Here is a 13,393-nt window from a genome sequence, read left to right as displayed (position 1 = left end):
GACCGCCGTACGCCCCGAAAGGCAATCCCTTGTCCCACGCCGGCTCCACCCCCGCCCGCTTCACCCTCGACTCGGCCTTCGGCATCGGTGCCGTCCATCCCCGTCTGTACGGTTCCTTCGTCGAACACCTCGGCCGCTGCGTCTACACCGGCCTCTACGAGCCCGGCCACCCGGCCGCCGACGCCGACGGCCTGCGCCAGGACGTCCTGGAGCTGATCCGGGAACTCGGCGTCACCACCGTGCGCTACCCGGGCGGCAACTTCGTCTCCGGCTACCGCTGGGAGGACAGCGTCGGCCCGCGCGAGGAGCGGCCGGTCCGGCTGGACCTCGCCTGGAAGACCACCGAGACCAACGAGTTCGGCCTGGGCGAGTTCATGGACTTCTGCGCCAAGACCGGTACGGAACCGATGATGGCCGTCAACCTCGGCACCCGCGGGGTGGAGGACGCCGTCCGTCTGCTGGAGTACTGCAACCACCCGGGCGGCACCGAGCTGTCCGACCAGCGCATCGCCCACGGCGGCAAGGAGCCGTACGGCATCAGCATGTGGTGCCTGGGCAACGAGATGGACGGCCCCTGGCAGATCGGCCACAAGACGGCCGAGGAGTACGGGCGGCTCGCCGCCGAGACGGCCCGCGCCATGAGGATGATCCAGCCCGGTCTGGAGCTGGTGGCCTGCGGCAGCTCGGCCTCCGGCATGGAGACCTTCGCCGCGTGGGAGGCCACCGTCCTGGAAGCCGCCTACGACCTGGTGGACCACGTCTCCCTGCACGCCTACTACTACGAGGGGGACGACGGCGACCGGGATTCCTTCCTCGCGTCGGCCGTCGACATGGAGCACTTCATCGAGTCCGTCGTCGCCACCTGCGACCACGTCCGCGCCCGCCTGAAGGCGAAGAAGCGGATCAACCTCTCCTTCGACGAGTGGAACGTCTGGTACCAGGAGCGGCCCAACCCGCACGCGGTGGAGGACTGGCAGCAGGCCCCGCGCCTGCTGGAGGACGTCTACACCGTCACCGACGCCGTGGTCTTCGGCTCGCTGCTCATCGCGCTGCTGCGGCACGCCGACCGGGTCACCGCCGCCTCACTGGCCCAGCTCGTCAACGTCATCGCGCCGATCATGACCGAGCCGGGCGGCCCGGCCTGGCGGCAGACCACCTTCTTCCCCTTCGCCCAGGCGTCGGCGCACGGGCGTGGCCGGGTGCTGCGCGTCGAGGTGGACAGCCCGACCTACCCCACCGCCCGGTTCGGCGAGGTGCCGCTGCTCCACGCCACCGCCGTGACCGACGACGAGAGCGGCGCGGTCACCGTCTTCGCCGTCAACCGCGGGCAGAGCACCGCCCTGCCACTGGAGATCGACCTGCGCGGCGTCGAGGCCCACACCGTGGCCGAGCACCTGGTCCTGGCCGACACCGACCCGGAGGCACGCAACACCATGGACCAGCCGGACCGCGTCGCCCCGCACCCCGCGACCGGCACCACCGTCACCGACGGCGTGCTGCGGGCCGAACTCGAGCCCATGTCCTGGAACATGATCCGCCTGGTACGCGCCTGACCGACCCGCCCCCGGGGCTCTCCCGCAAGGACCATGACCTCGGCCCGCGCGGGCGCACCGCGCGGGTCCTGGCCGGTCTTTCGCGGCCGATCCAGTCGTTCCACTCCTTGGCGAGCCGCTCCATGGGTGGGAGGTGACGCCGTCAGGGGTGCGGTAGGTACCGGCCGGCGGGAAACGGCCGTCCCGGTCCGCTCCACGTCGGGGGCGAGGGTCGCGCGCAGGGCTTCCAGGCCGTCGTCGGCGGAGGCCCGGGCGTGGCTGCGCGGTCAGGACAGCACGGCCGCACAGCCGACCAGCCGGGGGTGGGCCGAGGGCTCTGACTGGCTAGGATTCGGACCGTCGGACATCGGGAGACACCAATGACGCGAGTGGGAGGACGGGGCACCGGCCCCGCGGCGCCGCGCAGTGTGGACGTGGCCCGGTTGGCCGGCGTCTCGCAGAAGACGGTGTCGAGGGTCTTCAACGGGGAGCGCTACGTCTCCGCCGAGGTGCGTCGGCGTGTGCTCGAAGCCGCCGAGGAACTCGGCTACCGGTTGAACAGCGCGGCCCGCGCTCTGGCCTCCGGGCGGACCCGCTCGATCGGCGTCGTCACGCTGGGGACCGCCTTGTACGGGCCCGCCTCGCTGCTCATCGGCATCGAGCGGGCCGCCCGGGACGCGGGGTACGCGCTCCGGGTGGTCAACACGCTCGAAGGTGACCCCGCAGGTGTGGCCGGCGCCGTGGAGTCGCTCCTGGAACAGGGCGTCGACGGCATCGTCGTATCGGAACCGATCGACGAGGGAGCCGTCTTGCGCAGCGTCGACGTCCCCGTCCTCGTGTTCGGCGCGCCGGTCGCGTTCGGCGGCCCCCGGGTGGTGGCCGTGGGGGTCGGCGCCGAGCAGCTGGCGCGGACGGCCACCGAACACCTTCTGGACCTGGGACATGTGACGGTCCATCACCTCGCCGGTCCGCAGCAGTGGTTCGCCGCCCGGGACCGCCTCGACGGCTGGCGCGCGGCCCTCGCAGCGCGCGGCAGGGAGCAGCCGCCCGTGATCGAGGGCGACTGGTCGGCCGCGTCGGGGTACGCGGCGGGCCGTGAACTCGCCCTCGACAGCGGCCTGACCGCGGTGTTCGCGGCCAACGACGACATGGCCATCGGCCTGATCCGCGCGCTGTCGGACGCCGGCCTGCGCGTGCCGGACGATGTCAGTGTCGTCGGCTTCGACGACATCCCCGTGTCCGCCTACGTGACTCCTCCGCTGACCACGGTGCGTCAGCCGTTCGACGCCGTGGCGCGGGAGGGGCTCCGGCTGCTGGTGCGGGCCGTCGAGAAGCCGGACGTGGAGCTGCCGCCGGCGAACGATCCGCCGGTCGAACTCGTCCTCCGTGCCTCGACCGCGCCCCCGTCGACCCGCAGGACCCGGTGACGCACGCGGCGTACGGCCTCTCGGCCGCGGGACGGGGGCGCACGCACCTCCGGGTGCCGACGGACCGCAGCGGCTGACCAGCCGGAGCCCGGTGGCGGGATCGTGACGCACCCGCGCCTCGGCAGGCAGCGCCGTAGGCCGGGGCACGGATCGTGAACGAAGCCGTCGCCGTACAGAGAATCCTGGTCATACTGCCGGTATGAGCGGCGACCCGGGGCTGTTCGGCCCAGACTCCGTGACATGGCAGGCGCACGGCGACCCCATGATGTGGGTCGCCGGAATCCGCGCGCTCTACCTCCAGGCGCTGCACCCGCGCGCGGTGCGCGGCGTCATGCAGAACTCCGACTTCCGGCGCGACGCCTGGGGCCGCCTCATGCGGACCGCCGCCTTCGTCGGCACCACGACGTACGGCACCACCGAGGCCGCCGAGAAGGCCGGCGCCCGGGTGCGGAAGATCCACCGCATGCTGTCGGCGACCGACCCGGACACGGGGGAGCGGTACGGCGTCGACGAGCCGGAACTGCTGCTGTGGGTGCACTGCGCCGAGATCGACTCCTACCTGCACGTCCTGCGCCGCTCCGGCTACCCCCTCACCGACGCGGCGGCCGACCGCTACCTCGCCGAACACCGCGTCAGCGCCCGCCTGGTGGGCCTCGACCCCGACGCCGTGCCCGCCGACAGGGCCGAGATGGACGCCTACTTCGACAAGGTGCGCCCCGAACTCGCCGCCGGGGACGACGCACGCGCGGTGGACGACTTCCTGCTCCGTCCGCCGACGCACCCCCTGCTCGTCCCGGCACGCGCCCTGCTCTGGCGGCACGTGGCACACCTGGCGTACGGCTCCCTGCCGCCGTACGCGCACGAGCTGTACGGCAGACGGGCCCCGCAGCCCGCCACCGTCACCCGGGGGTTGCGGGCCACGGGCGCCCTCCTGCGCGCCGTACCCGCGCGTCTGCGGTGGCAGCTGCCGCCCAGGCACATCCTCCGGGCCATGGCACGGCTCGGTCCCGGGGCGCGTCCGGCACCGCGCAGAGCCGTGCGGTGAGCGCTCAGTCCCAGCCCAGCTCCGTGTACGACCGCCCGTCGCGGATCCCTTCGAGGGCCGCTCGCGCGTAGGGGACCATCGGGTCGGGCAGCGCGTCGAGGGGCCACCACCCCCAGCCGAGGCACTTGTCCGGCTCCAGCAGCCGGGGCTCACCGCGCCAGCGCCGGGCGCGGAAGACGAGCTGGAGGCGCGGCTGCCCGCCGGGCGCGTCCACGACGTGGACGGTGTGCGCCAGTTCGACGTCCTGGGCCTCGATCACGAGACCCGCCTCCTCGCGGGCCTCCCGGATCAGGCAGGCGACGGCGGACTCCTGCTCGCAGTGGCCGGCCAGGAAGTGGTGGTGCAGCGGCGCGAAGGGCGAGTCGGGGTGGCGCAGGCCGAGCAGGACCCGGCCGTCGTCCTCCAGGTGGAGGTGCACCCCGACGACGTTCCGGACGGCCTGCCGCCCGTGCGCCTGCGGCGTCGGCGTGGTGCCGTCGGCCCGGTGGCGGGCGAGGACCTCCGCCGCCCACGGCGCCATCGTCAGCCGCGCGGTGGTCGCGGCGTCGAAGAAGGCGAACATGACGCCCTCGGTGACCGGCAGAAGCGCGGGATCGCCGTCCCAACCACCCAGGAACACCTGGATGTCGTCGATGACGGTGAAGCGGGTCAGGCCGTCGAGCACGAGTCCCGTCTCCTCCAGCAGTTCGCGTGCGACGGCCTCCTCGGCCGTCTCGTCCCCCTCCCGGGCCCCTCCGGGCAGGGACCAGGTGCCCGGATCGCAGATCGGCCTGTGCGCGTCGCGCAGATGGAGCAGGTACTGGCCGCGCCGGTTGACCAGGAGGACGGCGGCCTGGCGGGGCTCGGTGGTCACGGGACTCCTTCCGGTACGACGCGCTGCCGGCGCGAACCTCCTGTGCCTGCCCAACCGGCCCGCCGTCCAAGCTGGTTGGATGAGCGGATGACAGCGCAGACCGCGTACCACGGCGAGATGGGCGAGCAGTTCGCCGCCCGCGCGACGACGAGCGTCTACAACGCCTACACCGACCGCCCGGCCATGCTCCGGCTCGCCGGTGACGTCGGCGGGCTGCACGTGCTGGACCTCGGCTGCGGGGCCGGGCACTACGCCGCCGAACTGCTGCGGAGGGGCGCCGCGCGGGTCGTCGGCGTGGACGGCAGCGAGAGCCTGCTGCGCGCGGCGCGCGCCCGGCTCGGCGACCGCGCCGCCGCCCTCCACCATCACGACCTGGAGCAACCGCTGACGTTCCTGGCGGACGGGTCGTTCGACCTGGCCGTGATGGCGCTCGTCCACCACCACGTCGAGGCGCGCGCCCGGCTCCTCTCGGAGATCCGCCGCGTCCTGCGGCCCGGCGGCGCCCTCCTCGTCTCCACCACCCACCCCACCGCCGACTGGATGTACTTCGGCGGCTCCTACTTCGCCGACGACCGGGTCACCCTGCCGTTCGGCGCGGGGCACGCCATCAGCTACCGGCGGATGACGGTGGAGACGTTCCTGGGCGAGCTCCTCGGCGCCGGATACGTCCTCGAGGAGCTGGTGGAGCCGCGGGCCACGGAGGACGCCCGGCCGGTCGATCCCGGCCGGTACGAGAAGACGCACCGCGCGCCGACCTTCCTGGCCGTGCGGGTGCGCCGCCCCTGACCCGCCGCCGGGCCGGCGCGGGCGCACCCCTGGCCGACCTTGATCGCCCCGTGTTACGAAGAACCATGCCTGCACACGAGGGACACCGGGGACACCACGCCTACGACGCCGTAATCGTCGGCGGCGGCCACAACGGGCTGGTCGCCGCCGCCTACCTGGCCCGGGCCGGACGGTCCGTGCTGGTGCTGGAGCGGCTGGACCACACCGGGGGCGCCGCCGTGTCCACCCGCCCGTTCGCCGGGGTGGACGCCCGGCTGTCCCGCTACTCGTACCTGGTCAGCCTGTTGCCGCACAAGATCGTGCGGGACCTGGGCCTGGACTTCCGCGTCCAGAGCCGCACCATCTCCTCGTACACGCCCGTCGAGCGCGGCGGGCGGCCGACCGGGCTGCTCGTGGGCGGGGGCGAGGAGCGCACCCGGGAGGCCTTCGCCCGGCTCACGGGCGGCGAGCGCGAGTACGCGGCCTGGCAGCGCTTCTACGGCATGACCGGGCGCGTCGCCCAGCGGGTCTTCCCGACGCTCACCGAGCCGCTGCCCACCCGCGAGGAACTGCGCCGCCGCGTCGACGACGAGGACGCCTGGCGGACCCTCTTCGAGGAGCCGATCGGCGTCGCCGTCGAGGAGCACTTCGCGGACGACCTGGTGCGGGGTGTGGTCCTCACCGACGCGCTCATCGGCACCTTCGCCGACGCCCACGACCCCTCCCTCCAGCAGAACCGCTGCTTCCTCTACCACGTCATCGGCGGCGGCACCGGCGCCTGGGACGTCCCGGTCGGCGGCATGGGCGCCCTCACCGACGCCCTGGCCGCCGCCGCCCGGGAGGCGGGCGCCGTCCTCGCCACCGGCCACGAGGCGGTACGGATAGCCACCGACGGCCGTACCGCCGAGGTCACCTACCGCACCGCCGACGGCGAGGGCGTCGCCGCCGCCCGGCACGTGCTGGTGAACGCCTCCCCGCAGGCGCTCGCCGCCCTCACCGGCGACGAGCCGCCCCCGCCCGCCGAGGGCGCCCAGCTCAAGGTGAACATGCTGCTCGAGCGGCTGCCCCGGCTGCGGGACGGCTCCGTCGATCCGCGCGAGGCCTTCGCCGGCACGTTCCACATTGCCGAGGGGTACGAGCAGCTGGCCACCGCCCACGCCCAGGCCGCGGCCGGAGAGCTGCCCACCGCCCCGCCCTCGGAGATCTACTGTCACTCCCTGACCGACCCGAGCATCCTCGGCCCGGACCTGGCCGCGCGGGGTTACCAGACGCTGACGCTGTTCGGGCTGCACACACCGGCCCGGCTCTTCGCACGGGACAACGACGCCGTCCGCGAGGAACTGCTGACGTCGACCCTCGCGCAGCTCGACGCCCATCTGGCCGAACCGCTCGCCGACTGCCTGGCCATCGACGCCGACGGCCGCCCCTGCATCGAGGCGAAGACCCCGCTGGACCTGGAGCGCGACCTCGGTCTGCCCGGCGGGAACATCTTCCACCGCGGCCTCGCCTGGCCCCACGCCCAGGAGGGCACCGGCCGCTGGGGCGTGGAGACCCGGCACGCCAACGTGCTGCTGTGCGGGGCCGGCGCGGTGCGTGGAGGAGGGGTGAGCGGGGTGCCGGGGCACAACGCGGCGATGGCGGTGCTGGAGGCAGGAGAAGGCTGAGGAGGTGCATGGGGCGGGCGGGGATGGGTACCGCGGCATATCGGAAAGACCGCACCTATGACAGGAGGCTGTCATGGCGGAACTCAGCCCCATCGACCTGCAGAAAGCCCTCAGCGGCATGGACTACCCCACGGACAAGCAGCACCTGGTGGAGCGTGCCCGCAAGAACAAGGCCGACGACAAGGTCGTCAGCCGCCTCAACGGCCTGAAGCAGGACCACTTCGACGGGCCGAACGAGGTGCAGAAGGCCGTCTTCAACGAGTAGCCGGCCTTCCGTCGGCGATCGACCTGCCACGAGTGGTCGACCTGCCACGAGTGGTCGCCACGAGTGGTCGCACGGTAGCGAGTGGTCGACCTCCCACGAGTACGCGACAGGAGTGGAGCGCTTCCTCGGCCGGCCGACGGGCCGGTCGAGGAGCATGAAATCTGACGGGGTATCAGAAAACCTCTTCCGTCGTCCGGGCGGCTGCGGCATCCTGCGCCCATGCAGACGGAGCTGAGCAACCACCTGGGAGTCGAGCACGCCGTCTTCGGCTTCACGCCGTTCCCCGCCGTCGCCGCGGCCATCAGTCGCGCCGGCGGTTTCGGCGTGCTCGGCGCGGTCCGCTACACCGCCCCCGACGACCTCAAACGCGACCTCGACTGGATCGAGGCCCATGTCGACGGCCGCCCGTACGGCCTGGACGTCGTCATGCCCGCGAAGAAGGTCGAGGACGTCACCGAGGCCGACGTCGAGGCGATGATCCCGGAGGGGCACCGGCGGTTCGTACGGGAGACGCTCGCCAAGTACGGGGTGCCCGACCTGCCCGAGGGGGAGGCGTCCGGGTGGCGCATCACCGGGTGGATGGAGCAGGTCGCCCGCAGCCAGCTCGACGTCGCCTTCGACTACCCGATCCGGCTGCTCGCCAACGCCCTCGGCTCGCCGCCCGCCGACGTCGTGGCCCGCGCCCACGAGCGGGACGTGCTGGTCGCCGCGCTCGCGGGCAGCGCCCGGCACGCGCTGAAGCACAAGGAGGCGGGCATCGACATCGTCGTCGCCCAGGGCTACGAGGCCGGCGGGCACACCGGTGAGATCGCCTCCATGGTGCTCACCCCCGAGGCCGTCGACGCCGTGGCCCCGCTGCCCGTGCTGGCCGCCGGCGGCATCGGCAGCGGACGGCAGATCGCCGCCGCCCTCGCCCTGGGCGCCCAGGGCGTCTGGCTCGGCTCCCTCTGGCTGACCACCGTCGAGGCGGACCTGCACTCGCCCGCCCTCACCCGCAAGCTCCTCGCGGCCGGCTCCGGCGACACCGTCCGCTCCCGCGCCCTCACCGGGAAACCCGCACGCCAGCTCCGTACCGAGTGGACCGACGCCTGGGACGACCCGGACGGACCCGGCACCCTCCCGATGCCCCTCCAGGGACTGCTCGTCGCCGAGGCCGTCTCCCGCATCCAGAAGTACGAGGTCGACCCCCTGCTCGGTACACCCGTCGGACAGATCGTCGGCCGGATGAACGACGTCCGCACCGTCCAGGCCGTCTTCGACGACCTCACCCGCGGCTTCGAGCAGGCCGTGGACCGCGTCCACCGCATCGCCGGAAGGAGCGCCCGGTGACGAGCACACCCCCCGCCGGCTTCTGGGCCCAGGCCACCCAGGACCCCGACCGCACCGTCCTCGTCGCGCCCGACGGCGAGGCGTGGACCGCCGGGCGCCTGCACGCCGCCGCCAACCGCCTCGTGCACGGACTGCGCGCGGCCGGCCTCGACCGCGGTGACGCCTTCGGGGTCGTCCTGCCCAACTCGGCCGAGTTCCTCACCGCGTACCTGGCCGCCACCCAGGCCGGTTTCTACCTCGTCCCCGTCAACCACCACCTCGTCGGCCCCGAGATCGCCTGGATCGTCTCCGACTCCGGCGCCAAGGTCCTCCTCGCCCACGAACGCTTCGCCGGACAGGCCCGCGCCGCCGCCGACGAGGCCGGCCTCCCGGCCACCCACCGGTACGCCGTCGGCGAGGCCGAGGGCTTCCGCCCGTACGCCGAACTCCTCGACGGCCGACCGGAGTCGGCGCCCGCCGACCGCACCCTCGGCTGGGTCATGAACTACACCTCCGGGACGACGGGCCGCCCGCGCGGCATCCGGCGCCCCCTGCCCGGCAAGCTCCCCGAGGAGGCGTACCTCGGCGGCTTCCTCGGCATCTTCGGCATCCGGCCCTTCGACGACAACGCGCACCTCGTCTGCTCGCCGCTCTACCACACCGCCGTACTCCAGTTCGCGGGCGCGTCCCTGCACATCGGCCACCGCCTGGTTGTCATGGACAAGTGGACGCCCGAGGAGATGCTCCGCCTCATCGACGTCCACCGGTGCACGCACACCCATATGGTCCCGACCCAGTTCCACCGCCTGCTCGCCCTGCCCGAGCCCGTCCGGCAGGCGTACGACGTCTCGTCCATGCGGCACGCCATCCACGGCGCCGCGCCCTGCCCCGACCACGTCAAACGGGCGATGATCGACTGGTGGGGCGACTGCGTGGAGGAGTACTACGCGGCCAGCGAGGGCGGCGGCGCCTTCGCCACGGCCGAGGACTGGCTGAAGAAGCCCGGCACGGTCGGCAAGGCGTGGCCCATCAGCGAACTCGCGATCTTCGACGACGACGGCAACCGGCTCCCGCCCGGTGAACTCGGCACCGTGTACATGAAGATGAGCACGGGCGGGTTCAGCTACCACAAGGACGAGAGCAAGACGCGGAAGAACCGCATCGGCGACTTCTTCACCGTCGGCGACCTCGGCCACCTCGACGAGGACGGCTACCTCTTCCTCCGTGACCGCAAGATCGACCTGATCATCTCCGGCGGTGTCAACATCTACCCGGCCGAGATCGAGTCCGCCCTGCTCGCCCACCCCGCCGTCGCCGACGCCGCCGCCTTCGGCATCCCGCACGACGACTGGGGCGAGGAGGTCAAGGCCGTCGTCGAACCGGCCCCCGGCCACGACGCCGGCCCCGGCCTCGCCGCCGCCCTCCTCGCCCACTGCGCCGACCGGCTGGCCGGCTACAAGCGGCCCAGGAGCATCGACTTCATCACCGAGATGCCCCGCGACCCCAACGGCAAGCTGTACAAGCGGCGGCTGCGGGAGCCGTACTGGGAGGGCCGCAGCCGGCCCGTGTGAGGGTCACCGGCGTTCACTCGCCCGCACCACCCTCAGCGCGGGCGACGCCAGGATGTCCTTCTCGCAGAACCGGGACGTCACCCACTTCTCCCCGGAGAACAACCGGGTCTGGTCGTCGAAGTGGGGGGAGCCGGGGTTCGAGGACTGCGAGTAGGCCAGCAGTGTCCGGGCCACCGGGCAGCGGCTGCCGTCCCAGCCGACGGCCTGGACGTAGCTGGAGCCGGTCGTCACCTCCGTGTAGCCGCCGCCCGCGGGGTTCCACACGGGCTCCACCTTGTTCCAGACGCCGAGTGACTCGGTGCCGCCCGGGACGGGGACGCGCCTGTCGTTCCGTACGACGAACTGGTGGTCGCCGAGCGGGGCGTCGAGCGGGATGCCGGCCGCGCGCAGCTCGGCGACCGCGTCCGCGAGGGCCGTGGTGAAGGCGGGGGCGTCCGTGTCGAGGGTGTTCGGGGTACGGACGGGGTCGGCCGCGGAGAAGGGCACCTTCCACTGCCGGGCCGCGGGGAACCTGCGCCAGAACCGGTCGAAGAGCAGTGCGCCCCGGCTGCCGGTGTCGGCTCTGCGGTCCCACGCCGCCAGCACCCCGCACGCCTCGCTCACGTCGACCACCCGGCCGCCGGTGCCGGTCGCCGTCCCGCCCGGCAGGCCGGCGCATGCCGCCGCCGCGTCCGCCGCGGCCAGACCGGCGGCGGGAACGCGGTTGGCGAACTGCTGCCGTTGCAGGTCCCGCACGGTCAGGCCACCCCGCCGGGCCAGCGCCGACACGTCCTCGATCGCACCCCTGGTGCGCAGCGAGCGCGCGGTGCCGATCGTGCCGAACACCCGCTCGTAGCCCGTCAGGGGCCGGTCGGCGTTGGCCAGCCAGGCGCTGTCGTTGGAGTTCTCCGCGTACGGGGCGTCCTGGAGGGTGGGCAGGTGGGCGGGTCCGAAGATGCCGGGTTCGACCGCGTCGGGGTCGCGGCCGAGGGCGCAGTCGCCGCGGGAGCCGTCGAGGACCGCCACCCCGGAGGCGGGATAGGTGGCCTCGCCGAGCGGGGTGGAGCAGCGCCGGGCCAGCGCGTCGGTGATGCGGGGCAGTACCTGGGACTGGGTGAACAGGGTGTGGCCACCGGAGTCCGCGGCGATCGTGTTCACCCAGGGCAGCCCCTGGGTGCGGCGGAGGGAGGCGAGAACGTCGGCCGTGCCACGGGCCTCGCCGAAGCCCAGCGAGGTGTCGGAGGCGCGGAGGTTGGTGGCGTTCGGGTCGTTGAGGGCGTACGCCGTCGTGGTCGTCCAGGGCAGGGCCAGGGTGGGGCCCAGGGCGGTGACGACCGGGCCGTGGCGCGTCCACCACTGGGTGCGGGTCACCGGGCTGCCGTCCCGCACCGCGACGGTGACGGTCCGCTTCGTCATGCGCTCCGGCCTGCCGTCCACCAGGTACACCGTCGGGTCGGCCGGGTCCAGCGTGAGCTGGTGCAGGCTGAGGGGGACGCCGGTGGCGACGGTGTGGCTCCAGGCGACGTGGGCGTTGTGACCGATGGACACGGTCGCCGTGCCGAGCAGGGCGGCGCCCGAGACGTTCAGCCTGCCCGGGATGGTCTGCTGCGACTGCCAGAAGCGGCGGCCGCCCTGCCAGGGGTAGTGCGGGTTGCCGAGCAGCAGACCCCGGCCGTTCGCCGTGGTGGCGCCGGCGAAGGCGACCGCGTTGGAGCCCATGCCGGCGGAGTCGGCGGCGAAGAGTTCGGCGGCGGCGCGGGCGGTGGCCCGGGCGTCGACCGACGTGCGGGAGGGCGTGGTGGGCGGCTGGGCGGCGGTGATGCCGTCGACGGCCCGGCCCTGGCCGCCGAGGACGGCGAGCGCGTAGCCCCGCGCGGCCACGTCGAGCGTGGTGACCGGCCGCACCCAGGCGGCTCCCTCGCAGGCGGGGTCGGTGATCCGGTTCTGCCGCAGCCAGGCGTTGTACCCGGCCGCGAAGCCCCGCATCAGCTCCTTGGCGGTACGGCTGGGGCCTGCGGGCGCCGGCCGCGCGAGCAGCTTCTCCACCGTGCCCGCCTCCCGCACCCCGCGGAAGTACAGGTCGCTGGAGAGGTTCCCGGTGGCCGAGGAGAGCGAGAAGTCGGACGCGGCGTCGGGCCCGAAGAACCGCGACCGCTCACCGCGCACGGTCACGAAACCGTCGGCGAGCGTGCACACCTGGTCGGCGGCCTGCGCCCAGCCGGTGCCGAAGCCGAGGTCCGCGTAGTCCTTCGCGAGGATGTGCGGAATGCCGTACTCGGTGTAGCGGATGACGGCGGACAGACCGCCGGCGGAGGGGTGGTCCCGGTGGGCCGGCTGGTCCTGGTACCCGGTCGCGGGAGGGGTGCCCGTGGCGGCGGTCAGCAGGGCGACGGCGGCGACGACGAGTCGTCTCAGACGGGTGCGCATCGTGCCTCCCAACATCGTCGGGGAACGAGCGGCCGAGCGTACCAGCGGGTATGTCCCGCGTCATGGGCCCCGGTCGGGGTTGAGCGGGATCCGGACTCACTCCCGTTCCGCGTCCACCGCGGCCTCGTACGCGAGCAACGTGTCGACGACCAGCCGTCGCTGAGCGGGCGTCAGCGGGGCGAGGGCGCTGCGCCAGGCCGCCGCTCCCGGGGCGAGCCAGGCCGAGATCGCCGGCTCGTGGTCGGCCGCGACCGCGACGATCCGGCGGCGCCGGTCCCGCTCGTTCTCCCGCCTCTCCAGGATGCCCTTCCGGCTCAGGTCGCCGATCAGCAGGCTCACCGTGGTCGGGGCGACCTCGAGGCGGGCGGCCAGTTCGTTGACGGTCATCGTCCCGTCGAACAGCAGCTACGCCAGCAGGGAGAGGTGGCGCGGAGCCAGGGAGAGGGAGCGCAGGAGTCGACCTGATCGGGCTGCCGAGGCACCGGCGGGGCGTCGGCGGCCTCCCGACGGACAGGGTCGCCCCGTCGGTCACCCTCAGCATGCGCGAGGCCGCCTGC

Annotated in this window: 10 protein-coding genes and 1 pseudogene; 8 read left to right on the top strand and 3 right to left on the bottom strand. The window is 73.5% G+C overall.

The genetic code is table 11. From position 1 onward, the window contains the following. Positions 1-29 precede the first annotated feature (29 nt). The 3 genes from ACF1A1_RS21295 to ACF1A1_RS21285 all read left to right on the top strand — a co-directional run bounded on the left by ACF1A1_RS21295 (position 30) and on the right by ACF1A1_RS21285 (position 4,004). Positions 30-1,553, top strand: coding sequence for an alpha-N-arabinofuranosidase (locus ACF1A1_RS21295; protein WP_392001829.1), 1,524 nt, complete (start codon positions 30-32; stop codon positions 1,551-1,553). A gap of 359 nt (positions 1,554-1,912) precedes the next feature. Further along, positions 1,913-2,959 (top strand): LacI family DNA-binding transcriptional regulator, encoded by a 1,047-nt coding sequence (locus tag ACF1A1_RS21290; RefSeq protein ID WP_392001827.1) that lies wholly within the window; start codon positions 1,913-1,915, stop codon positions 2,957-2,959. A 199-nt stretch (positions 2,960-3,158) separates the two neighbouring features. Further along, positions 3,159-4,004 carry an oxygenase MpaB family protein gene (locus ACF1A1_RS21285; protein WP_392001826.1) on the top strand — a complete coding sequence of 282 codons (846 nt, stop codon included), beginning with the start codon at positions 3,159-3,161 and terminating at the stop codon, positions 4,002-4,004. A 4-nt stretch (positions 4,005-4,008) separates the two neighbouring features. On the opposite strand, the gene ACF1A1_RS21280 is transcribed toward ACF1A1_RS21285, so the two are convergent. Further along, a complete protein-coding gene (locus tag ACF1A1_RS21280) occupies positions 4,009-4,857 on the bottom strand; it encodes an NUDIX domain-containing protein (protein ID WP_392001825.1) in 849 nt (282 codons plus the stop codon). 87 nt (positions 4,858-4,944) lie between these two features. Here ACF1A1_RS21280 and ACF1A1_RS21275 point away from each other — a divergent pair, with 87 nt between their 5' ends. The 5 genes from ACF1A1_RS21275 (at position 4,945) to ACF1A1_RS21255 (ending at position 10,430) form a co-directional block, all read left to right on the top strand. Then, positions 4,945-5,643, top strand: coding sequence for a class I SAM-dependent methyltransferase (locus ACF1A1_RS21275; RefSeq protein ID WP_392001824.1), 699 nt, complete (start codon positions 4,945-4,947; stop codon positions 5,641-5,643). Positions 5,644-5,708: 65 nt separating this feature from the next. Continuing rightward, the gene (locus ACF1A1_RS21270; protein WP_392001822.1) at positions 5,709-7,286 is read left to right on the top strand and encodes a phytoene desaturase family protein; all 1,578 of its coding nucleotides are present in this window, start codon (positions 5,709-5,711) and stop codon (positions 7,284-7,286) included. A gap of 73 nt (positions 7,287-7,359) precedes the next feature. After that, positions 7,360-7,551, top strand: a complete 192-nt coding sequence (locus tag ACF1A1_RS21265) for a DUF2795 domain-containing protein (RefSeq protein WP_189942423.1) — start codon at positions 7,360-7,362, stop codon at positions 7,549-7,551. A gap of 219 nt (positions 7,552-7,770) precedes the next feature. Further along, positions 7,771-8,880, top strand: a complete 1,110-nt coding sequence (locus tag ACF1A1_RS21260; protein ID WP_392001821.1) for an NAD(P)H-dependent flavin oxidoreductase — start codon at positions 7,771-7,773, stop codon at positions 8,878-8,880. Further along, complete coding sequence (locus tag ACF1A1_RS21255; RefSeq protein WP_392001819.1) at positions 8,877-10,430, top strand: acyl-CoA synthetase; 1,554 nt, start codon at positions 8,877-8,879, stop codon at positions 10,428-10,430. The genes ACF1A1_RS21260 and ACF1A1_RS21255 overlap by 4 nt, the downstream gene beginning before the upstream one ends. A 3-nt stretch (positions 10,431-10,433) precedes the next feature. On the opposite strand, the gene ACF1A1_RS21250 is transcribed toward ACF1A1_RS21255, so the two are convergent. Next, entirely contained in the window at positions 10,434-12,836 is a 2,403-nt protein-coding gene (locus ACF1A1_RS21250; RefSeq protein ID WP_392001817.1) for a penicillin acylase family protein, read from the bottom strand. 96 nt (positions 12,837-12,932) lie between these two features. Further along, positions 12,933-13,289, bottom strand: a pseudogene (locus ACF1A1_RS21245) (MarR family transcriptional regulator); the annotation flags it as partial. Positions 13,290-13,393 lie beyond the last annotated feature (104 nt).

The sequence above is a fragment of the Streptomyces sp. NPDC014995 genome (genome assembly GCF_043080745.1).
In the GTDB taxonomy this organism is placed as follows: Bacteria; Actinomycetota; Actinomycetes; order Streptomycetales; family Streptomycetaceae; genus Streptomyces.
This window is presented reverse-complemented; position numbering and strand designations above follow the sequence as displayed.

Bases quoted from the DNA above. Each gene is read 5' to 3' on its own strand.
- ACF1A1_RS21290 (WP_392001827.1), top strand. From the start codon at position 1,913: ATGACGCGAGTGGGAGGACGGGGCACCGGCCCCGCGGCGCCGCGCAGT.
- ACF1A1_RS21285 (WP_392001826.1), top strand. From the start codon at position 3,159: ATGAGCGGCGACCCGGGGCTGTTCGGCCCAGACTCCGTGACATGGCAG.
- ACF1A1_RS21275 (WP_392001824.1), top strand. From the start codon at position 4,945: ATGACAGCGCAGACCGCGTACCACGGCGAGATGGGCGAGCAGTTCGCC.
- ACF1A1_RS21270 (WP_392001822.1), top strand. From the start codon at position 5,709: ATGCCTGCACACGAGGGACACCGGGGACACCACGCCTACGACGCCGTA.
- ACF1A1_RS21265 (WP_189942423.1), top strand. From the start codon at position 7,360: ATGGCGGAACTCAGCCCCATCGACCTGCAGAAAGCCCTCAGCGGCATG.
- ACF1A1_RS21260 (WP_392001821.1), top strand. From the start codon at position 7,771: ATGCAGACGGAGCTGAGCAACCACCTGGGAGTCGAGCACGCCGTCTTC.
- ACF1A1_RS21250 (WP_392001817.1), bottom strand. From the start codon at position 12,836: ATGCGCACCCGTCTGAGACGACTCGTCGTCGCCGCCGTCGCCCTGCTG.